This is a genomic window from Moritella viscosa, from assembly GCF_900120065.1.
Lineage (GTDB): Bacteria > Pseudomonadota > Gammaproteobacteria > Enterobacterales > Moritellaceae > Moritella > Moritella viscosa.
Window position 1 is genome coordinate 79509 of sequence record NZ_FPLG01000015.1, and the last position, 25471, is coordinate 104979.

The following is a 25471-nucleotide window of genomic DNA, read 5'->3' on the forward strand; positions in this document are numbered from 1 at the left end:
TTATGGAGATTGAACCGAATCGTAAATTTTATCGTTGGAAGTTTGAATCAAGATCAATTCCACTTATCTATCAAACTAAAGGCCTGCCAATAAAAATTTATCGACGTTTTTTGTTTATGGATTTTTTTTTGGCTAAAGCAATAGCTAAAGATATCAGTATTGGTGGTGTTGGTTTTGTTGTTTCACGTAAATTAGGTCGTAAATTAGCACGTAAATTTGTCATTTGTTGGCCGAATGGAGAGCGTATGCTCTGTACTGAAAAACATCACTTTGATATTGGGAGTAAACTTACTTTTTACGGAGTAGCTTGGAGCGAGGATGAAGCAAGCCGAGTTTTACCTTTGTTAAAACTTTACAGTCGTAAAGCATTTAGAGGTGATGTAACAACGAGTAATGTTACTGAGTTTGTTAAAAAGTGAATGAATTTGCTATAAAAAACGCGCTACTTTAGCGCGTTTTTTATAAGTATTAAGTTTGATGTTTGCAGCTGTGGTGTTCTTAACTTGATCTTCTGCGACTTGATAACTAGACTAGCGGACTATTTCAATTTTAAGTTCGATTTTAAGGTACCTTCATGCAGGTTTCAGATTTCAATTTTAGTCTTCCTGACGAGTTAATTGCCCGTTATCCGAAAGCGGATCGCCGTTCAAGCCGTCTACTCCAACTAAACGGTAATAGCGGTGAGCTGGCTGATAAGCAGTTTACTGATATCCTCGATTTAGTTGAAGCTGGCGATTTAATGGTATTTAATAATACGCGTGTTATTCCTGCGCGTATGTACGGTCAAAAAGCTTCAGGTGGTAAAATTGAAGTACTTGTTGAGCGTGTTATTAGTGAGCACTCTGTACTTGCGCATGTGCGTTCTTCTAAGTCCCCTAAAGTTGGTGCTCAACTTATCTTAGAAGGCACTGTAAATGCCGAAATGATTGCCCGTCACGATGCGTTATTCGAACTGAAATTTTTAGACGAACGCCATGTATTGGAAGTATTAGAAGACATTGGTCATATGCCATTGCCGCCTTATATCGATCGTCCTGATGAAGATTCAGACAAAGAACGCTATCAAACGGTTTACAATGAAAAACCGGGTGCTGTAGCGGCACCAACAGCGGGTTTACATTTTGATGAAGCATTGTTAGCAGAGCTTGCTAAGAAAGGTGTAAGCACGGCGTTTGTGACACTGCACGTTGGTGCGGGAACTTTCCAGCCAGTACGTGTGGATAATATTCTTGATCATCATATGCATTCAGAGTATGCCGAAGTTTCTGAAGAAGTTGTCACCAAAATTGCTGAAACAAAAGCGAGCGGCGGTCGCGTGATTGCAGTGGGTACAACGTCAGTCCGTTCTTTAGAAAGTGCAGCGCAAGCAACAATGGCAAAAGGCTTACCGCTAGCGCCATTCTTTGATGACACTGAAATCTTTATTTACCCTGGTTACGAGTTCCAACTTGTTGATGCTATGGTCACTAATTTCCACTTACCAGAATCAACGTTGATTATGTTGTTATCTGCATTCGCTGGTTATGACCATGTGATGCCAGCTTATCAACATGCTATAGCTGAAAAATACCGCTTCTTTAGTTATGGTGATGCGATGTTTGTGACTAAGCAGACCGCTGTATAAATTTAATTAACAGTGAGTCGATGTTTATTCATTCACGGTTAGTTTGTTCACGATAAACAATTGCCAATCGCGTATGTTGTTTGAATTTTTTAAGAGAAGTAATGTCAGACTGTTTCTCTGACTTGAGGTTTATATGAAGTTAAAGTACGAATTAGATAAAACGACTGGTAACGCACGTCGCGGACGCTTAATCTTTGAACGTGGTGTTGTTGAAACACCAGCATTCATGCCTGTAGGTACTTACGGTACAGTTAAAGGTATGACACCAGAAGAAGTTGACGCAACAGGCGCTGATATTCTTTTAGGTAATACCTTCCACCTGTGGTTACGTCCTGGTCAGAAAGTAATGAAGCAACACGGTGGTTTACATAACTTCATGAACTGGCAGGGACCTATCCTGACTGATTCAGGTGGTTTCCAAGTATTCAGCCTAGGTAAAATGCGTAAAATTACTGAAGCGGGTGTGCATTTCCGTCACCCTGTAAACGGTAGCAAAATCTTCTTAGATCCAGAAACATCAATGGAAATCCAAGATGATCTGGGTTCTGACGTTGTAATGATTTTTGATGAATGTACACCATACCCAGCGACAGAATCTGAAGCTGAAAAATCAATGCGCATGTCATTACGTTGGGCACAACGTTCACGTGATCACTTTGATAAATTAGACAACAAAAATAACTTGTTTGGTATTATTCAAGGTGGTGTTTACGAGCACTTACGTGATATTTCGGTGAAAGGCTTATTAGACATCGGTTTTGACGGTTATGCGGTTGGTGGACTAGCTGTTGGTGAGCCAAAAGAAGATATGCACCGTATCCTTGAGCACACTTGCCCACAAATTCCTGAAGATAAACCACGTTACCTAATGGGCGTTGGTAAACCTGAAGATTTGATTGAAGGTGTTCGTCGCGGTGTGGATATGTTTGACTGTGTAATGCCAACACGTAATGCACGTAATGGTCACTTATTCACAAGTGAAGGTGTAATTAAGATCCGTAATGCCAAGCATAAAACAGATACTGGTACACTTGATCCTGAATGTGATTGCTACACATGTAAGAACTACTCGCGTTCATACCTGAACCATTTAGACAAATGTAACGAGATCTTAGGTGCGCGTTTAAACACAATGCATAACTTGCGTTACTACCAAAACCTGATGCAAGGTATCCGTGACGCGATTGATTCTGATACGTTTGAAGAGTTTGTTACAGATTTCTATACTAAACAAGGCCGTGAAGTGCCACCTTTAGCTAAGTCTGGCGCTTAATTATTAAGCAAACACTAATCTGATTGTCGATCAAAGTTTGGTAAACCTTTCTCATTAGTAGTAATGTAATGTGATTGGTTTATCATATCAATATCAAAATTTATAAAGGGAAATAAAAATGAGTAATTTTTTCATTGCAAACGCAGTTGCTGCTGAAGGTGTTCCTGCTCCAGCTGGTGGTGGTTACGAAATGTTGATCATGTTAGGTATTTTTGGTGTGATCTTCTACTTTATGATCTATCGTCCACAAGCGAAACGTCAAAAAGAACAGAAGAACCTAATGTCATCGTTGTCTAAAGGTGAGGAAGTACTTACTGTTGGTGGCATCGTGGGCAAAATAACAAAGATTTCTGATGGTAATGATTATGTTGTGCTCAGTATTGCTGATGCTACTAACGTCACTATTAAGCGTGATTACATTGCAGCAGTATTACCAAAAGGTAGCATGCAGTCGCTTTAATCTTTTCCGTATCCCAGTAAGGTAATATTGTGTTAAACAAATATCCTCTGTGGAAGTATCTAATGGTGATCGCTACGATCGCCATTTGTTTACTCTATGCCACACCGAATCTATACGGGGAAGACCCCGCTGTTCAAGTCTCTGCTGCACGTGGTGCTGTTATTGAAGTATCAACACTCGATAAAGTTAAAGCAGAACTCGATAAACAAGAGCTCAGTTATAAAAGCGTTTCATTAGAAAATAATCAAGTATTGATTCGTTTAAATGACAGCGAACAACAACTACTTGCTAGTGAAATTTTAAAAGAACAACTTGGTCAGAAATTCATTGTTGCTTTAAACCTTGCCCCTTCAACGCCTGACTGGTTACAAAGTCTTGGTGCTGGACCGTTAAAACTTGGTCTTGATTTACGTGGTGGTGTTCACTTCTTATTAGAAGTTGATATGCAAGAAGCGTTAGTGAAAGCACAAGATCAAATGTTGCAAGATTTTCGTACCGATTTACGTGAAGAAAAACTGCGTTATACCGCAATACGTAAAAACAGTAACGGTGTTACAGCGCGTTTTCGTGATGCTGAAACACGCGACAAAGCAGAGAAATTCCTTAAGTCTAAATATGCAGATCTACTGTTAACTGACAGTGAAAGTAATGGTCAATTTAGTCTCTCAGCAAAAATGTCAGAATCCAAACTTGCCGAAATCAAAGAATATGCCCTTCAACAAAATATCACTATTATCCGTAATCGTGTAAACCAATTAGGTGTTGCTGAGCCGCTAGTACAGCGTCAAGGTGCAGACCGCATTGTTGTTGAATTACCGGGTGTTCAGGATACCGCTGGAGCGAAAGAAATTTTAGGTGCTACGGCTACGTTAGAATTCCGTTTAGTTGATAATAAAGCGGACCCTTACAGCAACCGAGTACCTGCTGGTAGCCAAAAATATACCACGCGTGACGGTCGTCCAGTCGTACTGAAGAAACAAGTTATCTTAACGGGTAACCACATCACAGGTGCAACATCGAGCTTAGATGAGTTTAGCCGTTCACAGGTTAATATTGATCTTGATTCGCAAGGTGGCAGTAAAATGTCTCGTGCGACGAAGAAAGCAATCGGCACATCAATGGCAACGGTATTCATTGAATACAAGCCTACGGGTGAGAAAACTGCTGATGGTAAATCGAAATTACAAAAAATTGAAGAAGTCATTAACGTGGCGACAATTCAAGCGCAGTTAGGTCGTAGTTTCCGTATTACGGGTTTAGACAGCGCAAGCGAAGCTAAAAATCTGGCGTTATTATTACGTGCAGGTGCGTTAGTTGCGCCAGTTCAAATCGTTGAAGAACGTACCATTGGTCCTAGCTTAGGTAAGCAAAACATCGAAAACGGCTTATCTGCGATGATTTATGGCATGATCGCAATTGTTATCTTCATGGCTATCTATTACCGTAAATTTGGTCTTGTTGCCAATGTCGCGTTATCTGCAAATATCATCATGATCATTGGTATCATGTCGATGATCCCAGGCGCGACAATGACGCTACCAGGTATTGCTGGTATCGTATTAACGATTGGTATGGCGGTTGATGCGAACGTACTAGTATTTGAACGTATTCGTGAAGAGCTAAAAGAAGGCAGAAGTATTCAGCAAGCAATTCATAGTGGTTATGATAATGCGTTATCAACTATTGCCGATGCAAATATTACCACGTTATTAACAGCGATCATTTTGTTTGCGGTTGGTACTGGTGCGATTAAAGGTTTCGCTATTACGTTAGCAATTGGTATTGCTGCTTCTATGTTTACTTCCATCATAGGTACACGTGCGATCGTGAACTTCCTTTGGGGTAATAAAAAAATCGATAAACTTTCAATCTAAGGGGATTAATTATGTTTGAAATTATTAAAACAGAACGCACGATCCACTTTATGAAGATGGCGAAGCCCGCGTTTATTTTGTCAGCGCTGTTAGTTATTTTATCGATATCTTCTATTGCGATTAAAGGTATTAATTGGGGTCTTGATTTCACCGGTGGTACGGTGATTGAAGTTGGTTATGATAAACCAGCTGATCTTGAGGTTATCCGTCCGCTATTATCTGCGGAAGGATTTGATGATGCGGTGATCCAACATTTCGGCTCTAGTCGTGATGTATTGATCCGTATTGCCCCACGTGAAGGTTTGGATAATAAGCATCTTGGTAGTCAAATTATCAATGCATTACAGGGCTATGATAAGAGCGTAGAAATGCGTCGTATCGAGTTTGTTGGTCCAAACGTCGGTGATGAATTAACAGAGCAAGGTGGTCTAGCGCTGCTTGCTGCGTTAATTTGTATCTTGCTTTATGTTGGTGTACGTTTTGAATGGCGTTTAGCATCGGGCGCTGTATTGGCTCTTGCGCATGACGTTATTATCACGTTAGGTATCTTCTCGGTATTACAGATTGAGTTTGATTTAACTATTTTAGCGGCGCTATTGACCGTTATTGGTTATTCATTGAATGATACTATCGTTGTATTTGACCGTATCCGTGAAAACTTCCGCCGCATGCGCACTGATGACTCTGTGGAAATCATGGACGTATCATTGACGCAGACATTATCACGTACGTTAATCACGTCAGGTACAACATTAATGGTATTAGTATCATTATTCCTGAAAGGTGGCGCACTGATCCACGGTTTTGCACTTGCATTGCTGATTGGTATTGTAGTTGGTACATACTCTTCGATTTACGTAGCAAGTGCATTAGCACTACGCTTAGGCGTAAGTCGTGAGACGATGTTACCACCAGTGGTAGAAAAAGAAGGCGCAGACCAAGACCCAATGATGTAAGCCTTAGGGAAACCTAGTTAACTTGTTGGTCTTCAGACTGTTAAAAAACCCGCTTCGGCGGGTTTTTTGTTTTTATATTTTTAGTTATTGAAATATAGGATACAAAATGAAATAGTAGTTTAGTAATGACTTGGTATTTAACTGAAAGGATAACAACATGGCTCATAGTCAACGATTTTTAGATTTATGTAATGAAGCACGTAAAGTAGTCAAAGAATGTAGTTGTGATGATGTAAAGCAGTGGCAAGACGAAGGTAAGCAATTTGTACTGGTTGATGTGCGCGAAGAAAGCGAATGGGCTGCAAGTCGTATAAGCGGCGCTGAATACATGGGCCGTGGCATCATCGAGCGTGATTTAGAAGCTAAATACCCAGCACTTGATACCTGTATTGTACTGTATTGTGGTGGCGGTTATCGTTCTGCGTTATCAGCTGAGTTCATCCAACGAATGGGTTATAGAGACGTAATCTCAATGGATGGCGGCATCCGTGAGTGGAAAATGAAAAACTACCCAATCAGTAAATAGGTTATTTTGATTATCGAATGAATGTTGTAATGTGAAGTACAACATTCATATTGTTAACGTGCTAAGACTCTAAGAATCGATAAGCTCAGCACTCTTCTTATTACGCTATTGCCAGACAACTTGGTTTCGGCCATTTGTTTTCGCTTTGTATAAACGAGAATCGGCTTCAGAGAGCATTTCATCAATTGGTTTATTGCCAAAGCAGGAGCCAATACTGATTGTGATCTTGATTTCTGCGCTATTGTGCGTCATGGTTAATTGCTCAATCTTATGGCGTATTGATTCCAGCTGCGATACAAAAACAGTACGGTCGCTATTGCTTTGAATACAGAATTCTTCTCCTCCAAAACGTGCAACCGTCGCATCTGAAAAGTGCTGTTGTAATTGTTGAGCGATGGATACTAAGACTGTATCACCACCATCATGACCATAGTTGTCATTCACTTTTTTGAAAAAATCAATGTCCAACATGGCAATATTTTTATCCTCAGCTGTGGTACCGCTACTGTGCTGGCTAAAGAAGTAGCGTCGGTTCCATAAACCTGTTAACGCATCCTGGTTGGCCATCTTGTAGAGTTTGTCGGCGGTATCTTTCATGCTTAGAATATGATGAATACGGCAATAAAACTCTTCTTGATTAAAAGGCTTATAGAGAAAATCATTGGCGCCAGCTTTAAGGAAGCGGGCTGTCATCGATCGATCACTACTGCCAGATAAACCTAGAATAGCCAGTTGATTCCGATCGAATTTTCGTCGGATCTCTCGGGTCATGGTAATACCATCTTTAATAGGCATATCATGATCTGTGATGATCAAACTGATATCAGGATGCTGCTGTAATAACTCGATTGCTTGCTCACCATTCTCAGCCGCAATGACCTGCAGGTTTTGTCGCTCAAGTAAGTTAATGAGATGGAAACGCACGGTTGCAGAGTCTTCAACGACCAGTGCTTTATGGCGACAATTTTCTTGCAGACGTTGTAATAATGGGATTAGATAGGATACCGACGATACACTGTCTTTTAACAAGTAGTCAATGACACCTTTTGATAGCACCTTTTCACGAATTTGATCACTGAAATGAGCGGTTAAAATAATGGCTTGTACACCATAACTCAATACATGTTCGATGATCTCGCCGTCATGGCCATCAGGTAAGCAGTAGTCGAGTACAGAACAAAGAAAATCACTTTCTCGTGCTAGGATCTCACGTGCTTGTGTTATTGATTCAGCAAATACTACTTGAAAACCAGCTCGACTCAGCTGGACATTAAGGTATTTGCGAAAAGCTCGGCTGTCTTCAACAACAAGTATTTTGCTGAGCAATTAGATATCCTTATTTTCGTTAACATGACAATCGCCATTATTATAGTGTAACGTATTGAAATTAATAGGTTGTCACTATGTGTGTGATTGTTCGATTCTATTTTTTCGGTGGGGTATTATAGCACCATAATATTGTTTATGTACTATAGCCTAATATATAAAATTTAGACTTGTTTAGTTTATTGTGGCTGATTACGATAATGTTTTGAACTGAGGTATGCCTAATTAGTTGGTTACTATTATCTATAATTTTGTCTGATAGCTCGGAAAAGCATATATTGGCTCGCTTTTAGAAAATAAATATAGATGTGAATCTACAATTACCTGCGTAGATCTAAGGGGAAATGAAAGATTACTCAATTAGTAAATAAGTTGATCATTGGATGAATGTTCCTCCAAGGTGATGGAAGAACACTCAGTTAATTCAGTTTTAATTACTCATCATCATATCGGTAGGTTGTGAAATATTTAGACCTGAAATGATACCGTCGGGATCGTTATTTTCAATATTTTCAATAACCATCTCAATTTGGCTGAATGACGCTGAACGTCTTGTTCTTGTTGCTTTATTTTTACTTTTACGGTTTGCATAATCTTCAGCGGTCAATGGAATTGATTCGCTGGCATCAACATTAAACTGACTCGCATCGACTGTAGTAAACTTACCGGCAATACTAGCACCGTGTTTTCTGCTTAAATTAGCAAGATTCCATTCAAACCAATATTTACTTTTTGATGATTGTACTGCACTAGGCCAATCCCATTCCCCATAACCATTAATATCCTGATGTAGGTATTGATCAACTAGCGCTTCTGGACCGCTTAGGTTTTTGGCATTCGCACCGCCAAATGTATAAGGGAAATTAGGTCTATTGGTTGGGTGGTCAATATGCGAATTACCACTCCATCTCAAGAAATTCTCATAGTTAATATCGTACAACATAAACACTTTAGAGTTATATGGAATATCAGCTTTTTGTTTAAATAAGGTGATTGTTACATAGCGCTTACTCCGTGGCTCCATTATAGCTCTGTATTGGGCTGAGCCCGCTAGTGTTGTCGAATTGCCGTTGCTTTCATTCCAGCCTTGACTTGCTGAAAATTCGGCTTTTATTTCCGAACTAGCACCGCCAATACCCGGTATGCCAACTTCATATTTATTCGTTACACCAATCGTTTGTGAAAATGAAAAGTTATCTGTTTTTGACCAGCTGCTTTGCTGGTTATAATTTAATGAGGCAACGGCTGTATCTTCGAGATCTCCCCAATTGTAGTAAACATGAGTCTCTGTGTATAAAACTTCACGATCATATACTTGTGGTTCACCTAAGGTTAGATCTTTCGGGTTAGTCACAAAACGAATGTTGTTTAGTTTTACCTTTAAACGTTCACTGGCACGGTAACCGTCAGCATAAGGATCACTAGCGTTGTAACGGGCATTAAGGCTGTATTTATTTTCTGATTCTCTTCTTATTGCGATATCTTCACCAACATACCGTGATTGAGTTCCTCCGGCCCAAGCATAGCCGAGGTGATGACCTAGATAAAATAAAGAGTTAACAAACGAGGAATCTGTAATTATATTATTTTTCAGGGAATCTAAATCCGGTGAAGCATGCTCTACCATAGATAGGTTTGGTATGGTGTTTGGAATTGCGGCGGCTACAGAACCTGTTGTTAATACAGAGATGCACGCTAGAGTTATGATATTTAAATGAGAGATTATTTTCATTGGTATCCCTTAGGCAGTTGTTTAAGTTGGATATATTGTCAATCGCCCAGTTATTATTCTGGGTTCAGGTGCACGTTATGATTTCGTATTATGCCAGTCAACATAAATAGTTATCATTTGTGTTACCGTTACCGTTAACGTTATATTATTCAGCGTATATCAAAACTGTGATGCACAAACATTAAACTACCTCTGGTTGGTTATCGCTCTGCCTCTGGTTGATTATTGAGCTAAGGAAGATTGTTGGACTACGAACTCTATATCACTAAATCTATCCTGCTTAGTGCCATTTTTCGCTATTTAAATGTTTACTACAATGTAAAGGCGGGCATTTATATTGATTCGTGGTTTAGCTAAATTATGAGCTTGTTCTATATTAAGGTAGCTGTCATGATTAAGATTCATTTTAAACATAAGTAAGGATGATATTGATGACAGCTTATTCTTGTACTTACTTTGTTGTTCGATTATGGCTGCTCTGGAGACCAGAGTAGCAGCTAACTAATTTTTGGCGAGGCTACGGGATCTGTAGTCAGCTATCTGTTTTATTCTACTTATTCCTAGCCTTCATTTTTATCTTGGAGGGGTCATGGAACAGACTACTATCAGCAGTAATAGCACCAGTACTACCAATCACACAAAGCAACACAATACTCGTTTAGTTTTACGTAATAAGCTATCAGCACATAAAATGGGTTTATTATGCGCATTTTTTGCTACCTGCTTGTTTTCGACCAAAGGAATTTTCATTAAACTTGCTTATCAATATGGGGTTGATAGCATTACGTTAATGACGTATCGCATGCTAATGTCGCTGCCTTTTTATATCGCAGTATTTGTGTGGATGATAAGAAAAACACCATCGTTATCATCTCCTATAAAAGTACAGTTTATTCCGGTGATGGGTATTGGTCTTTTGGGTTATTACTTGTCGAGTTATTTTGATCTTCAAGGGCTTAACTATATTAGCTCACAGCTAGAGCGATTAGTGTTATTTACCTATCCTACGGTTGTCGTGATCCTCAGTTGGTTAGTGTTGGGGAACCGGATTAACCGACAAGTTATAGGTGCGCTTATCTTAGCCTATGCAGGGGTTTTTGTACTGTTTTATCATGACTTAGGTAAACAGGGTGAGGGGGTGATAACGGGCTCGTTATTAGTACTAACGGCTTGTTTTACTTTCGCTTGTTATTTACTACTGAGTAAAGCCAAGATCCAGCAGTTAGGCAGTTTAGTTTTTACGTGTATCGCTATGTTTGGTGCGAGTTTCATGATCTTTGTTCATTTTTCGGTGGTGCATGATATTAAAGATCTTAGTATCCCTCTGCCGGTATTTTGGATTTCACTGTGGTTAGCGATTGGCTGTACCGTGATCCCTTCATTTTTGATGAGTGAGGGCATTGCGAGAGTTGGGCCTGAGCAAGCATCGATTGTGGGGGGCAGTGGCCCTGTGTTAACTGCATTGATGGCCGTATTTCTGTTAGGGGAAAGTTTCACCCTTTATCATTTTTTAGGTATGTTTATGGTAATTGTTGCTATTGTTTGGTTAAGTGTTAGAAGATAGCCGCCTATCTCAATGTCAGTTGGACATTTACGTCGTAGTTATCTGCAGAGGGTTGTATGGTTAAGGTTAAAGTTTGGGACGGATTTATTCGTGGCTATCACTGGTTACAAGTGAGTTTGCTATTTGCATTGTGGTACTGCGCTGATAACGGCGAAATGGAATGGCACTTTTTGTTTGGCTATGCACTACTGGGGCTTTGGATAACGCGTTTTATTTGGGGCTTTATTGGTAGTGATACTGCAAAGTTTCGCTATTTTCTAAAAAGCCCAAAAGCATTAATCGATTATCTTAGTGATAAGAATAAATTTGATCGAGTTAAATTTGGTCATAATCCTGCTGGCGCATGCATGGTTATACTATTTTTAGGCTTAATAATAACCCAGCTATTTACCGGACTCAGTGCCAGTGATGATATTTTGTCAGAAGGTCCCTTAGCGCAATATTTTGCAGCGGATACTGTTAGCTTTATGACATGGTTACATAGCGTGAATTTTGATGTATTACTTTGGGCAATAGGCTTACATGTCGTTGCTATCGTCGCTTATAAACTCAAAAAACAGCCATTAGTGAAAACGATGATAACAGGCGTAGCAGAGTATAAATTAGTGAATTCGATTGTACAGCCAAAAATGATGAATGGTTTATTGGCTTGGGTTATCTACGTATGTATTGCTGGTGCCATTTGGTGGCAATGGGGACATGAAAATTTAGGTTACTTACTTTATTGATTGCAAGAAAAGATAGTTAGGACGTTAATATTAGTCACTATACTTGCGAATTAATATATATAAACCTTATAAAGATAAATCATAAAATGGATTTTGCAGGCATTAAGGTAAAATTTTTAGTTTTAATGTCTTAATCTTTTAAGTGTGTAACAGTATTGCACTCACTATCACCTCTATACTCACTCTCATGCATAGCATTTAAATCTTGTATGTTGATGTTAAATCAGCTTTATTTTCATGGAGTAGAAATAAATGATAGATGAAATACAATTTTACGAACCCAACGAAGATTTCGGTTTTCTCTCGAATTTTGCGTTAGCCCCCATCAAGGCTGCCGGGGTTAAATGGCCAAGTAGCGAACATTATTATCAAGCGCAAAAATTCAATGATCTTGAATTACAAAATTTAATTCGTCAAGCATCGACACCTGATAAAGCCTTTAGTTTAAGCCGAGAGTATGCGCAATTTGTAAAATCAGATTGGATGGCTGTACGTGACAGTGTCATGCGTGATGTCGTGATGAAAAAATTTAGTCAGAATCCATTTTATGCCTATCAACTTGTGGCAACGGGTGAGCAAGTATTAACAGAGCATTCGCATAAAGACACTTATTGGGGGGACGGTGGTGATGGTTGCGGACGCAATGAACTTGGTCGGATATTAATGGATGTACGTTGTGATTTAGCTCAGCAAGCACCTTATAATTTGATCTCTTATGTTGATAGTGCAAAGTTGCCGACTAAATTCGGTACATTTCAAATGAATGGCTTTATTGAAAACGCGACAGGTAAAGAGCACTTAGCTTTAGTTTATGGTGAGCTTGATCCAAGTGAGCCTGTATTAATTCGTTTACATTCGGAATGTTTGACTGGTGACGCCTTATTCAGTGCGCGTTGTGATTGTGGCTTTCAGTTAGCAAAAGCAATGCAAAATATTGTTGCTAAAGGGAGTGGTGTGATCTTGTATTTACGCCAAGAGGGGCGTGGCATCGGTTTGTTAAATAAAATTAGAGCTTACCACCTACAAGATAATGGCGCAGATACAGTTGAAGCAAATGAACGTCTAGGGTTTGCGGCTGATATGCGAGATTATACTTTTTGCCAAGGAATGTTAGGCCACTTGAATATAAATGCAGTTAATTTAATGACCAATAATCCGCGTAAGGTAAATGCGTTAATGAAAGCGGGGATCAATATTGCGGAACGCGTGCCGTTACAAGAAGGTCATAACCTGCATAATGCAGGTTACCTTAAAACTAAAGCTGACAAGCTAGGACATATGTTTGAATCTAGTTATGTTGATTAAATTTGATGCACCTTAATAGATTTTAAAAGGGGTAATACATACACCGATAACTAAGTTAGCGACTTATTTACCGGTGTAATAGTGTCAGATATAGCGATTAATTATTTCTGTTAGTGAACCTGAATCAGACATGTCGGATAATTTCTGGTTAATAAATGTTTGAATGTCTTTATCCATCTTTGGATCGAGCGCTAAGTAAATAGGGTAGCTTGGGATTAATGCTGAAAAGTCTTGTAACTTATATTGTTTTAGATCTCGACCTTGTATTTTTAAGTTGTATTTAATACGAGAGGTCATTTCCACAAACACTGCGTCTTGCGGCATTTTTTCTAAGACACGAAAGGCTGCAGCATAGTCTTTTACTCTTAATTCTGTCATTTGACCGCTATCAATTAAGGGTTGTAAGTTTGGATAATCAAAGCCATACAGTAATACAAAGACTTTATCGTTTATGTCTTTCAGATTATTGTAAAAAAAGTCAGATTTAGCGTTGGTTAAGATACTATGGCGTACCGTATAAATCGGTATATCAGATAAGTTTGCAGCTTGTACTTCTCCCCAATTAGGGCTGCCATAAGTTATCCAGTTTCTCTCTCTCCCGGCTTTTAATTCTGAAATCATACGGTTGAATGGATAAGTATGATAATTGACGATATAATTATCAACAAATATACGTGAGATGATGTCTGAAACTATGCCTGAATGTTTTCCACTACTTGTTGTTATTTGAAAAGGCATTGCTTGTTTAGCAATGACATAGTAATTAATAGATTTTGCATTCGTAGCAAAACTAGCGATACAAATCTGTAGAGTTAACATTATTGAAATAAACAGTTTCATTTTTACTTCCTTATCGTAGTAATTCCGTAGTAGTGTCTATCATTAGATTAGTTGATTAGCAATAGGATGTGAGTTTGGGGATGAATAAAGCGACGCTGCATAAGAAAAAAATAGGTATCGCGAGGCAATTACTCGTATCAATTATACTTATCAGTTCTTTTTTTACATTACTCATTACAGGCTTGAATGTCTACCTTGATTATAAAGAAGATATATCAGGTATTGAGGTTCAGCTTGAGCAAGTAAGGCAAAGTAATTTGTCCAGCTTAACGGCGAGCTTGTGGGTTGAAGATCGAGACCAATTAAAATTACAGGCAGAAGGGATAATGAAACTACCTAACGTTCATTACCTCGAAATTAAAGATGATAGCGGTACAATCCTTAAACTAGGAACGCCATTATCGGAATATGAATATCAAGTGTCTTGGCCAATGCTACAAGATTTTGGCAGTAAGACGTTTGATCTCGCCACTCTCAAGGTTCAGGCCAACCTCTATCCTATCTATAAGGGATTGTGGGATAAATTTATTTTCTTGTTGTTGTCTCAGGCGGTACAAACCTCCATTGTGGCATTATTTATTATTTTTGTTGTGTATAAAATAGTGATAAGACCGTTAACCGAAATGTCGGATGCCGTGAATAAGTTTGATAGTGATCAGCTATTACAACCACTTGAATTAATGCCTCGTCCATTTGATGACGAGATCACTAATTTAACGGCAAGTTATAATGCTTCAATTATGCGCATTCGTCATAACTATCATGAGCTGGAAGTTGCTAAGCATCAAGCTGAAGATGCTAACTTAAAGAAAAGTGAGTTTTTAGCAAATATGAGCCATGAGATCCGGACACCAATGAACGGTGTGATTGGTACGGCATCCTTATTACAAGACATGCCAATGGATAGTGAGCAGAAAGAGTTTGTTGATATGCTTTACTCTTCTTCGATTACACTACTGGATTTAATTAACGATATTCTCGATTTCTCTAAAATTGAATCTGGGCAACTTGTATTGGCAAAAAATCCGCTGAATTTATTTGAGTTATGTAAAGAGATTGAAGCTAATTTTTCAATTGTCGCGGGACAAAAACAGATTGTTTTAGTTTGTCATATTGATGAGCAAGTACCGGACATGGTGCTTGGTGATATCACGCAATTACGCCAAGTATTAAATAATCTTTTATCTAATGCGATCAAATTTACCTCTGTGGGTCACGTGCATCTCAATATTAAGTTAATGGAGCGTGAAGATAATAGTGCAGGGATCATGTTTCAAATTATTGATACTGGTATTGGTATTGCTGCGGAAAACCAACAAAAAATATTTGAGAAATTTCAACAAGCAGATGGTAGCACTACACGTAATTATGGTGGTACAGGATTAGGCTTAGCTATCTGCCGTAGTATTGTTCAGTTAATGGATAGTGACATTATTGTTTATAGTAAGCCGGGTGAAGGCAGTCGATTTGAATTTACCGTTGAATTTGAATCTATTGATGAACTTTTACACGGAACGGATACAGAACAAAGCCTTGCGGGGCTGTCAATATTACTTGTCGATGACAGTATGCTAAATATGCGTATTACTTCTGCACAATTGAAAAATTTTGGCGCTACATCAATGTCTTGCAATGACCCATGTTTGGCCAAACAAATTGTGCTTGATGCCTTAGATAAAGGAAAGCCATTTGATTTGGTTATTATTGATAAAATCATGCCCAATTTGGATGGTTTTACAGTAGCAAAACAATTACAAGATGAATTTGCTGAATTAACACCTCGCTTAATGCTGATGTCTGCAGAAGCACAGATCGGTGATGATGTGTTAGCTAAACAACTTGGTATTAAAGCTTTTTTAAGTCGTCCTTATAAAGCTGATACATTAAAAAATGTGGTCCTTAAAACCATGCTTAATGAGGACGCAGAACAAACTGAAAAGGTTGTAGATCAAACGGCCGCCAGCGATGTAATGAAAGTGCTCCTAGTTGAAGATACATTTATCAATCAGAAAGTGACTAAGATGATGTTACAAAATCTCGGTATCGCGGTGACGATTGCCGATAATGGCCAAATAGCGGTTGATTTATGTAAAGAGCAAACATTTAATTTAATATTGATGGATTGCCAGATGCCTGTCCTTGATGGTTTTGAGGCAACCAAGATTATTCGAGAAAGAGAAACCCTTGATCAGCACACACCTATCGTGGCGTTAACCGCGAATGTATTACAAACAGAAAAAGATAAATGTTTTATTGCTGGAATGGATGATTTCATAGCGAAACCAGTGAGTAAGCAAGTATTAACGTTAATGTTACAAAAACATTTGTCGCCTTGGTTAGCGAGTGCGCCGCGGAGACAACTCGCTACTAACATAGATAAAGTATAATAATTGGTTTTTGGTGTGAACTGATATTCTAAAATAAAGAAAGGCGAACAAATACATTTGTTTGCCTTTTTATTTTATTCGTTTTAATCGATGTGCTGCGGTGGGAATAATTAGCGATGTAAGTCCGGCTAACTCTAGTGTTTTTCTCTAAAATATATTACTTCTTTATTTATTATTGTTAAGGTCATTATTCAATAACCTACTGCTATGCACTTGATAGTGACCCATTTTCAGGCATGGGGAAATGTGATGCATTACATTATTTATCAAAATATTATGTGTTAAATTAATTACCTTACCTCGACAGTATTTAGTAGCTAAGGAAAGCATAATGCGAGAAGGTCATATCATGGAACGATCACTCCTATCATTGTGTCATATTGGCATACCATCAGTCGTATTTTTAACGTTTTTACTTTCTTTACTCTCCCAAGCCGCTCAGGCAAGTCAGCTTAGAGTCAGCCTCTCGACTTTAGATTCTGGCATGGTGGTCGAACACATTCAATCAGGATTACAATCGGAGTTAACTCGACAAGGTTATGTCGTAGGTACGAATCTCACTTGGCTGGATGAAAATCAGGCGCAATTATCAGATGTTAATATGACTATTTCTATATCACAAAACACGCCTTTTATTACCTTGGTTAGCCAGCAAGGTCTATCAACCGATATTTACCTTGATAAGAGTAGTATTGATGAGAATAATCATCACAATGAATTAATAGATCATTATGACGTTAACGTTATTAAAAAATTACTGCCTGGTATTAATGCCTTAGGCGTAATAATTGATAAGAACTCGATTGATAACTTTAATGTAGAGTAATTTTTAACACAGCAAAAACAAAAAGGTGTACAGGTTATTTATTATTACATTGATGGTAGTACAGAGCTTAGATCTTCGGCTAGAGTACTCGTACCACAAGTCGATGCGATATATTTACCACATCATATTACTGATATGCCTGACTTAAACTACGTTGTAACAGTGGCAGAGCGGAATGACGTTGCATTGATAGGTGAGGACCACCGTAGTATCGATAAAGGTATTTTTGCTGTCTACAACATCGACTATGTGCAAATAGGCAAGGACGCCGCTGATTTATTAGTTCGCTTAGCTGAAGGTAAGAAAGGCTTACACACCGATAATTATCTTGTTCAACCTGTACTTTCCATTAATTTGGATGCAGCTGCAAGAATGGGGATTGAGTTATCTGGTGAAGTCATTGATAAAGCTAAGTATATTGTTGAGTAGTTGAAGTGTTGATTGACTTAAATAGCGGTATTATTAACTTTTTTAAACTATATTTAGGTCTATTTTCGTAATTATATTCAATTTTTTTTTAATTAATTCACGTTTCTGCTTGAAGCCTCTCATTTTGTCCCCATATTTATTTTCAATCGCAGAGATAACCTTGCAAGACGCGGGTTATCAGTGATGGAAAAAGTATTTTAATAGACTTGAAATAGCTTTTCACTGTCACCATTTATTCTGTATCAAATTTGTAAATGAAAGTATTTATTGGAGAATTACGATTATGGGTAAAATCATTGGTATCGATTTAGGTACAACTAACTCTTGTGTATCAATCTTAGATGGCGACACTGCTCGCGTAATCGAGAATGCTGAAGGTGATCGTACTACTCCGTCAATCATCGCATACACTGCAGATGGTGAAACTTTAGTTGGTCAGCCTGCAAAACGTCAAGCTGTAACAAATCCTGAAAACACGCTGTTTGCAATCAAGCGTATGATCGGTCGTCGCTTTGAAGATGAAGAAATTCAACGTGACATCAAAATTATGCCTTACAAAATTGTTAAAGCTGACAATGGTGATGCATGGGTAGAAGCGAAAGGCCAAAAAATGGCTCCGCCACAAATCTCTGCTGAAGTTTTGAAAAAGATGAAGAAAACAGCTGAAGACTACTTAGGTGAAGCAGTTACTGAAGCTGTTATTACAGTTCCAGCTTACTTCAATGATTCACAACGCCAAGCAACGAAAGATGCTGGCCGTATTGCTGGTCTTGATGTTAAGCGTATCATCAACGAACCAACTGCTGCTGCATTTGCTTACGGTGTAAACACGGCTAAAGGCGATAGCGTTGTTGCTGTATATGACCTTGGTGGTGGTACATTCGATATCTCTATTATCGAAATCGATGAAGTTGATGGCGAAAAAACATTTGAAGTATTAGCGACTAACGGTGATACGCACTTAGGTGGTGAAGATTTCGATACACGTCTAATCAACTACCTAGTAGCAGAATTCAAAAAAGAACAAAACTTTGACCTAACAAACGATCCGCTAGCAATGCAACGTCTAAAAGAAGCTGCAGAAAAAGCGAAGATCGAACTGTCTTCAGCATCACAAACTGATGTAAACCTACCTTACATCACTGCTGATGCGTCAGGTCCTAAGCACCTTAACATCAAAGTTACTCGTGCTAAATTAGAGTCACTAGTAGAAGATCTAGTTAAAGCAACAATGGAACCACTACGTATTGCATTACAAGATGCAGACCTAGCTGTTGGCGACATTAACGACATCATCCTAGTTGGTGGCCAAACGCGTATGCCTATGGTTCAAGCCGCTGTTACTGAATTCTTCGGTAAAGAAGCACGTAAAGACGTTAACCCTGATGAAGCAGTTGCAATGGGCGCAGCGATTCAAGGTGCAGTACTTTCTGGCGACAAAACAGACGTACTTCTTCTAGATGTTACACCTCTATCTCTAGGTATTGAGACTATGGGTGGTGTTATGACTAAGCTTATCGAGAAAAACACAACTATCCCGACTAAAGCGTCACAAACATTCTCAACAGCTGAAGATAACCAAGCTGCTGTAACCGTTCACGCAATTCAAGGTGAGCGTAAACGTGCTGCTGACAACAAATCACTAGGTCAATTCAACCTAGAAGGTATCCGTCCTGCACAACGTGGTATTCCACAAATCGAAGTTGCTTTCGATATTGATGCTGATGGTATCTTACACGTATCTGCTACAGATAAAGATACTGGTAAAGAGCAAAAAATCACAATCCAAGCGTCTTCTGGTCTTTCTGATGAAGAAGTTGAAGCAATGGTACGTGATGCTGAAGCAAACTCTGCTGAAGATGCTAAATTCGAAGAGCTAGTACAAGCACGTAACCAAGCTGATGCAATGGTTCACGGTACACGTAAGCAAATCGAAGAAGCTGGCGAAGCACTACCTGCTGACGAAAAAGAAAAAATCGAAGCGGCTATTGTTGAACTAGAAGCTGCAATTAAAGGCGAAGACAAAGAAGCGATTGAAGCGAAAACTCAAGCGTTGATGGAAGCCGCTCAAAAATTGATGGAAATTGCTCAACAGCAAGCTCAAGCACAACAAGCTGGCGCTGAAGCTGGTGCAGAACAACCGCAAGAGAAAGACGTTGCTGGTGATGTTGTTGATGCTGAGTTCGAAGAAGTGAAAGACGACAAAAAATAATAACGCCTGAGTTATTAGTTTTTAAATAGCAAAGGCGTTGGTGCTTCACCAACGCCTTTCGTGTATCTACATTATTTCAATTTAAGCTGATTATTATGTCAAAACGCGATTATTACGAAGTGCTAGGCGTATCACGCGACGCTAGCGAAAAAGATGTTAAAAAGGCCTATAAACGCCTTGCAATGAAATTTCACCCTGACAGAACGAAGGGTGATAAAGCGATGGAAGAGCAATTTAAAGAAGTTAAAGAAGCTTATGAAGTGCTAAATGATGCACAGAAAAAAGCGGCTTATGACCAATATGGACATGCAGGTGTAAATCAACAAGGCGGACACGGTGGTCAAGGTGACTTCGGTGATATCTTTGGTGATGTGTTTGGTGACATCTTCGGTGGTGGTGGTCGTGGCCGTCAGCAACGCGCTGCACGTGGTAGTGATCTACGTTATAACATGGAACTTACGCTTGAAGAAGCGGTTCGTGGCGTAAGCAAAACGATTCGTATCCCAAGCCAATGTCACTGTGAAGTGTGTAATGGTTCAGGTGCTAAGTCAGGCTGTAAAGCAACAACTTGTGGTACTTGTCATGGTCAAGGCCAAGTACAAATGCGTCAAGGTTTCTTTGCAGTAAATCAAGCTTGTCCAACCTGTCATGGTAAAGGCAAAATCATTAAAGATCCTTGCCGTAAATGTCATGGTGAAGGCCGCTACGAACGTAGCAAAGATCTAAAAGTAACAATTCCTGCAGGTGTTGATACTGGCGATCGTATTCGTTTAACTGGTGAAGGCGAAGCGGGCGATATGGGGGCACCATCTGGTGATCTGTATGTGCAAGTAAGTGTTCGTCAACACGCAATCTTTGAGCGTGATGGCAGCAACCTTTATTGTGAAGTACCAATTAGCTTTACACATGCTGGTATCGGTGGCGAAATCGAAGTACCGACTTTAGATGGTCGCGTTAAATTAAAAGTACCAGCAGAAACGCAGACTGGTCGCATGTTCCGTTTACGCGGTAAAGGCGTGAAATCAGTACGTGGTGGCGCAACAGGTGATTTACTGTGTAAAGTAATACTTGAAACGCCTGTTAAGTTAAACACTGAACAAAAAGATTTACTACAACAGTTTGAAGCATCGCTAAATAATGCGTCAGCAAAGAAACACAAGCCTAAATCAGAAGGTTTTTTTGATGGTGTTAAAAGCTTCTTTGATGATTTAACTAAATAACTAAATCATCTTATAGATTTCGTTATGCTAAAGCCGCAGTTTTTACTGCGGCTTATTTTTATCAATCATTATTACTTTTTTAGTTTCTACTTAATCGCTCTTGATGGGAGTCGTATTACGTAAAAAAGCTTGGGTGAGTTGCTGATATAGCATGTCTATACTTGGGCGCTCTTGAATATGTTCAAACAAACAAGTGTGCGCACTCGCCTTCACTAATGGTGCCTTACCTAGCATTTCATAACAAAGATTGACTGGTTTAATTAATTCATCGAGTAGTACATCAATTAATATAAATGCTTGCGCCAGTACGATCTTACGACCGCCTTTTTTTAGTATCACGCGTTGTGCAGTACCAACGATCTTTCGACCATTAATATTTAAATTGTAATCACCGTCGCAATAAGAGAAGGGAGTTTCAGCCGCTTCACTTTCTAACCCATATTGGGAAAAAAAGTCATTGAGTACCGTACACAAATTTATATAAGCAGCAGCTGTAGAATAAGGTGTTTTTTCTGGCCAAATATAGATGTGAGATAAGTTGATGATACCGGGTGATTGAGGAACTGGCACGCCCCCAGTTTGTCTCGATAATACCTGCCAAGATTGTTCTGCAAGCGCTTGTTTTAGCATATCCGATTCAGGCCATTTATTCCCTGCCGGTAATACCAATGTTGGTGTCTTCGCTTGCCATAACATTAAGCATTGGTTTAATTCATCCTGTTTTATCTGGGATATGAATTGTGCTTCTTTAGCGAAAGCATTATCTATATCGATACTGTTAAAACGGATGGACTTATTTTTAGGTGGCGGCATTTTTAAATCTATTGTTTGGACTGTTATTACTACTTTAAGCTTTATCTCTTGTAACTACAAACCCTTAAGTTGGTGCGGTATAGACTAACTGAATGTGGTTTCATCTTGTTCTTCAGTATTTCTGGTTACAGGATATATAATAAATTGTTGACGTGTGATTGATTATATAAATATAACGCTGCCTATTCGTATGAAATTGATTACACTTTCATTATTAGTAGAAGTGCAATGATTTAGCTGTTGTTTAATGGTTATGGAGGTTAAATGTATTACGGTTTTGATATTGGCGGTACTAAGATAGAATTTTCGGTATATAACACAGCACTAGAATGTGTTTTTAATGAGCGGATCCCCGCACCTACCGAAGATTATGAAGAATTATTAGATGCACTCGATACTTTTATTTTTAAAGCAGATAAAAAATTTGGTTGCAAAGGACTTGTCGGGATTGGTTACCCAGGTGTCGTGGACGCTGAAACGAATGCATTAGTGTGCTCAAATTTACCCAGCTTACATGGACACAATTTACAGTCAGATTTACAAAAACGGATTAACCGTGATGTAAAAGTTCAGAATGACGCTAATTGCTTCGCGCTGTCGGAATGTTATAAAGGTGCAGCTGAAAATGCTGAAATCGCGATTGCGGTGACGCTCGGTACAGGCTTAGGTGGTGCGATCTGCATTAATAAAACTATTTTATCAGGGCACAATTTTGGCGCTGGTGAATTTGGTCATATGGCGATCCCTGGTACTATGCTGCAGCGTTACCCTGACCTACCTGTTACGCACTGTGGTTGTGGTGGTCATTCTTGTTTGGAAACCTATTGTTCAGGCACTGGCCTTGCTGCGTTATATAAGCATTACAAAATACATATGAATGGCTCGTGTAGTGAAGAACAGGCGTTAAAAGGACCCGATATTATTACTGCTTATGAAGCTAATGAAATGGTCGCCGTTAAAACTGTGACTGTATTTTTAGATATTTTAGCCGCGGCGCTAGGGAGTCTGATTATGGCTCTCGATCCTAATGTTATTGTGTTTGGTGGCGGGTTAGCACGATTTGAAGCTTTATATTCAATATTACCTGAAAAAATGGATGCTTACGTGTTTAGTAATATGAAGTTACCCGCTTTAAAACAGGCTGAATTTGGTGGCGAAGGTGGCGTGCGTGGCGCGGCGCTGTTGAACTATAAATAAGCCTTTTGGCGTTTATTAAATACTGAATATTGTTTAAGGGACGAAATTTTTATTTATTCCCTTGTTTTTAAATAAATCGCCCATATCTAATTATTTAAGCAACACAGTCACTGTGTTTATCATTAAGAATTATGGAAGTTTAATTATGTCTGAATTTGCAACAAGTGAACAAAAAGGTAGTTACGGTATTGGTCTACAAATGGGTCAACAACTTGCAGCTAACCCATTCGAAGGTCTAGATATTTCAGCTGTTCAAGCTGGTCTTGCTGATGCGTTCGCTGGTTTAGAAAGCAAAGTGAGCAATGAAGAGCTAAATGATGCTTTTAAACTAATCCATGAGAAATTAGAAGCTGAAAAAGCTGAAAAATCTAAAATTTTTGCTGCTGAAGGTGAAAAATTCTTAGCTGAAAATTCAGAACGTGAAGAAGTAACTGTAACTGAATCTGGTCTACAGTACGAAGTTATCGCACGTGGCGACATTGAGCAAAAACCAACTGCAGAATCTACAGTACGTGTTCACTACCATGGCATGTTAACAGACGGTTCTGTATTTGATAGCTCTGTTGAACGTGGTCAACCTGCTGAGTTCCCAGTTGGTGGCGTAATCGCTGGTTGGACTGAAGCACTACAACTAATGAATGTTGGTGATAAATTTAAACTATCTATCCCACACAACCTTGCTTATGGCGAACAGGGCGCAGGCGCTGCAATCGGTCCATTCCAAGCACTAGTATTTGAAGTAGAACTATTAGACATCATCTAATCAGTCCTATTACAGACTAGCTAAACGCCTTGTTCATAGCGATATGAGTAAGGCGTTTTTTTATGTCTAAAATATGTATTCTGTTAATTCGTTCGTGCTACATCATCACGAATTTTGCTATTTATATAGTAGTGAAACCTAAAATTATCACTACCTATAAAGGTATAAATTTATTGTGTGGCTGATATAGTTGCTGCTGAGCCATAATTATTTAGGTAAGATGTTTTTTGATTTAGATCAATTAATGGATAATGAGTAATGGCAACATATAACGATTTTAACTGGAAATACGCATTAGTATTTTTAATTGTATTCTTAACAATACCTACGATGCACTTATGGGCTGGCCTATTTGGTATCTTCGGTTGATTGCTAATATTCAGTATAAAAAAACCCGCATTCTAGCACTTAGAATAGCGGGTTTTTTTATGCCTAAATTATGCTTAAGAAAGCGCAGTCGACTCTGTTGATGTGTTTCTATGAGTGTTATCATCAAAGTACTTTAACTATTTGATTAATGATAAACACAGGGAGAAGTCTAGATGGGACAAGCAGTAAGAGTCGCGGTTATGGGTTGTAATGGTCGTATGGGCCGCACGATTTTAGAAGCTATTCAAGATAGTGATGGCGCAGCTGTTGTTGGTGCTGCAATCGAACGTCCTGAGTGCAACTTCTTAGGTGCTGATGTTGGTGAGTTAGCTGGTCTCGGTTCACTCGGTGTTAAAGTCGTGAGTAGCCTTGCTGATGTGGTGAATGATTTTGATGTGATTGTCGACTTTACGACGACGGAAGCTACATTGAATCATCTTGAGTTTGCTGTTGCTAACAATAAGAAAATAGTCATTGGTACAACAGGCTTTAGTGATGAACAAAAACAACAAATACATGATGCTGGTAATACGATAGGTGTGGTATTTGCGCCAAACATGAGTGTCGGTGTTAATGTAATGTTTAAACTGTTAGAAATGGCGGCTAAAGTCATGGGCGACTACACTGACATTGAGATCATTGAAGGTCATCACCGTTATAAAGTTGATGCTCCGTCTGGTACAGCATTAGGCATGGGTGAGGTGATCGCTGATACATTAGGTCGCGACTTGAAAAAAGTAGCTGTGTATGGCCGCGAAGGTAATACCGGTGAGCGAGAGCGAGAAACCATTGGTTTTTCTACTATTCGTGCGGGTGATTTAGTGGGTGAGCATACAGCAATGTTTGCTGATATCGGTGAACGTATTGAAATTACACATAAAGCATCAAGCCGTATGACATTTGCAAAAGGTGCGATACGTGCATCTGCTTGGGTATTTTCCCAAGAGAAAGGCTTGTATACAATGCAAGATGTCCTTGATCTTAAATCTTAAATTTAAAACATAAAATAAAACAGTTGCGTAACATTTATTTTATCTGTATTATGCG

21 protein-coding genes and 2 pseudogenes are annotated in these 25471 nt (G+C 38.9%); 19 read left to right on the top strand and 4 right to left on the bottom strand.

What is annotated here, in order from left to right; genetic code table 11:
- Positions 1–2 precede the first annotated feature (2 nt).
- The 7 genes from BT797_RS02550 (at position 3) to BT797_RS02580 (ending at position 6713) form a co-directional block, all read left to right on the top strand.
- Positions 3–419: a hypothetical protein gene (locus tag BT797_RS02550; protein ID WP_045109208.1), complete on the top strand. Its 417-nt coding sequence runs from the start codon at positions 3–5 to the stop codon at positions 417–419.
- A gap of 155 nt (positions 420–574) precedes the next feature.
- Positions 575–1624 carry a tRNA preQ1(34) S-adenosylmethionine ribosyltransferase-isomerase QueA gene (gene queA / locus BT797_RS02555; RefSeq protein ID WP_075470997.1) on the top strand — a complete coding sequence of 350 codons (1050 nt, stop codon included), beginning with the start codon at positions 575–577 and terminating at the stop codon, positions 1622–1624.
- A gap of 133 nt (positions 1625–1757) precedes the next feature.
- Complete coding sequence (gene tgt / locus BT797_RS02560; RefSeq protein ID WP_075470998.1) at positions 1758–2897, top strand: tRNA guanosine(34) transglycosylase Tgt; 1140 nt, start codon at positions 1758–1760, stop codon at positions 2895–2897.
- 118 nt (positions 2898–3015) lie between these two features.
- Positions 3016–3357, top strand: a complete 342-nt coding sequence (gene yajC / locus BT797_RS02565) for a preprotein translocase subunit YajC (protein WP_075470999.1) — start codon at positions 3016–3018, stop codon at positions 3355–3357.
- 29 nt (positions 3358–3386) lie between these two features.
- The gene (gene secD, locus BT797_RS02570) at positions 3387–5231 is read left to right on the top strand and encodes a protein translocase subunit SecD (RefSeq protein ID WP_075471000.1); all 1845 of its coding nucleotides are present in this window, start codon (positions 3387–3389) and stop codon (positions 5229–5231) included.
- 11 nt (positions 5232–5242) lie between these two features.
- Positions 5243–6187: a protein translocase subunit SecF gene (secF, locus tag BT797_RS02575; protein WP_075471001.1), complete on the top strand. Its 945-nt coding sequence runs from the start codon at positions 5243–5245 to the stop codon at positions 6185–6187.
- Between the two features lie 157 nt (positions 6188–6344).
- Positions 6345–6713: a rhodanese-like domain-containing protein gene (locus tag BT797_RS02580; protein WP_045109219.1), complete on the top strand. Its 369-nt coding sequence runs from the start codon at positions 6345–6347 to the stop codon at positions 6711–6713.
- 105 nt (positions 6714–6818) lie between these two features.
- Here BT797_RS02580 and BT797_RS02585 read toward each other — a convergent pair whose 3' ends face one another.
- Positions 6819–8039 carry a diguanylate cyclase gene (locus BT797_RS02585; protein ID WP_075471002.1) on the bottom strand — a complete coding sequence of 407 codons (1221 nt, stop codon included), beginning with the start codon at positions 8037–8039 and terminating at the stop codon, positions 6819–6821.
- 430 nt (positions 8040–8469) lie between these two features.
- Entirely contained in the window at positions 8470–9771 is a 1302-nt protein-coding gene (locus tag BT797_RS02590) for an aerolysin family beta-barrel pore-forming toxin (RefSeq protein WP_075471003.1), read from the bottom strand.
- Positions 9772–10360: 589 nt separating this feature from the next.
- On the opposite strand from BT797_RS02590, the gene BT797_RS02595 reads away from it, so the two are divergent.
- The 4 genes and pseudogenes from BT797_RS02595 to ribA all read left to right on the top strand — a co-directional run bounded on the left by BT797_RS02595 (position 10361) and on the right by ribA (position 13368).
- Positions 10361–11335 (top strand): DMT family transporter, encoded by a 975-nt coding sequence (locus BT797_RS02595; RefSeq protein WP_045109222.1) that lies wholly within the window; start codon positions 10361–10363, stop codon positions 11333–11335.
- Positions 11336–11391: 56 nt separating this feature from the next.
- Positions 11392–12063, top strand: coding sequence for a cytochrome b/b6 domain-containing protein (locus BT797_RS02600; protein ID WP_045109223.1), 672 nt, complete (start codon positions 11392–11394; stop codon positions 12061–12063).
- 252 nt (positions 12064–12315) lie between these two features.
- A pseudogene (locus BT797_RS24160) lies at positions 12316–12735 on the top strand (NADAR family protein); the annotation flags it as partial.
- Positions 12727–13368 carry a GTP cyclohydrolase II gene (gene ribA, locus BT797_RS24165; protein WP_244534104.1) on the top strand — a complete coding sequence of 214 codons (642 nt, stop codon included), beginning with the start codon at positions 12727–12729 and terminating at the stop codon, positions 13366–13368. The pseudogene BT797_RS24160 and the gene ribA, both read left to right, overlap by 9 nt.
- Positions 13369–13452: 84 nt before the next feature.
- Here ribA and BT797_RS02610 read toward each other — a convergent pair whose 3' ends face one another.
- A complete protein-coding gene (locus tag BT797_RS02610; RefSeq protein ID WP_045109224.1) occupies positions 13453–14208 on the bottom strand; it encodes a substrate-binding periplasmic protein in 756 nt (251 codons plus the stop codon).
- A gap of 80 nt (positions 14209–14288) precedes the next feature.
- On the opposite strand from BT797_RS02610, the gene BT797_RS02615 reads away from it, so the two are divergent.
- The 5 genes and pseudogenes from BT797_RS02615 (at position 14289) to dnaJ (ending at position 21282) form a co-directional block, all read left to right on the top strand.
- Positions 14289–16595, top strand: coding sequence for a response regulator (locus BT797_RS02615; protein WP_045109225.1), 2307 nt, complete (start codon positions 14289–14291; stop codon positions 16593–16595).
- Between the two features lie 349 nt (positions 16596–16944).
- Entirely contained in the window at positions 16945–17421 is a 477-nt protein-coding gene (locus BT797_RS24170; RefSeq protein WP_244534101.1) for a hypothetical protein, read from the top strand.
- Between the two features lie 24 nt (positions 17422–17445).
- Positions 17446–17850 (top strand): annotated as a pseudogene (locus BT797_RS24175) (ABC transporter substrate binding protein); the annotation flags it as partial.
- Positions 17851–18133: 283 nt separating this feature from the next.
- Positions 18134–20062: a molecular chaperone DnaK gene (dnaK, locus tag BT797_RS02625; RefSeq protein WP_045109227.1), complete on the top strand. Its 1929-nt coding sequence runs from the start codon at positions 18134–18136 to the stop codon at positions 20060–20062.
- A 95-nt stretch (positions 20063–20157) separates the two neighbouring features.
- Positions 20158–21282: a molecular chaperone DnaJ gene (dnaJ, locus tag BT797_RS02630; RefSeq protein WP_045109228.1), complete on the top strand. Its 1125-nt coding sequence runs from the start codon at positions 20158–20160 to the stop codon at positions 21280–21282.
- 90 nt (positions 21283–21372) lie between these two features.
- On the opposite strand, the gene BT797_RS02635 is transcribed toward dnaJ, so the two are convergent.
- Positions 21373–22095, bottom strand: a complete 723-nt coding sequence (locus tag BT797_RS02635; RefSeq protein ID WP_075471005.1) for a lipoate--protein ligase family protein — start codon at positions 22093–22095, stop codon at positions 21373–21375.
- A gap of 264 nt (positions 22096–22359) precedes the next feature.
- Between BT797_RS02635 and BT797_RS02640 the strand changes: the two genes are divergently transcribed.
- The 3 genes from BT797_RS02640 (at position 22360) to dapB (ending at position 25416) form a co-directional block, all read left to right on the top strand.
- Entirely contained in the window at positions 22360–23292 is a 933-nt protein-coding gene (locus BT797_RS02640) for an ROK family protein (protein ID WP_075471006.1), read from the top strand.
- Between the two features lie 145 nt (positions 23293–23437).
- Complete coding sequence (bamJ, locus tag BT797_RS02645; protein ID WP_045109231.1) at positions 23438–24055, top strand: BamJ family beta-barrel-assembly machinery protein; 618 nt, start codon at positions 23438–23440, stop codon at positions 24053–24055.
- Between the two features lie 542 nt (positions 24056–24597).
- On the top strand, positions 24598–25416 hold the full coding sequence (gene dapB / locus BT797_RS02650; RefSeq protein WP_045109232.1) for a 4-hydroxy-tetrahydrodipicolinate reductase: 819 nt from the start codon (positions 24598–24600) through the stop codon (positions 25414–25416).
- Positions 25417–25471 lie beyond the last annotated feature (55 nt).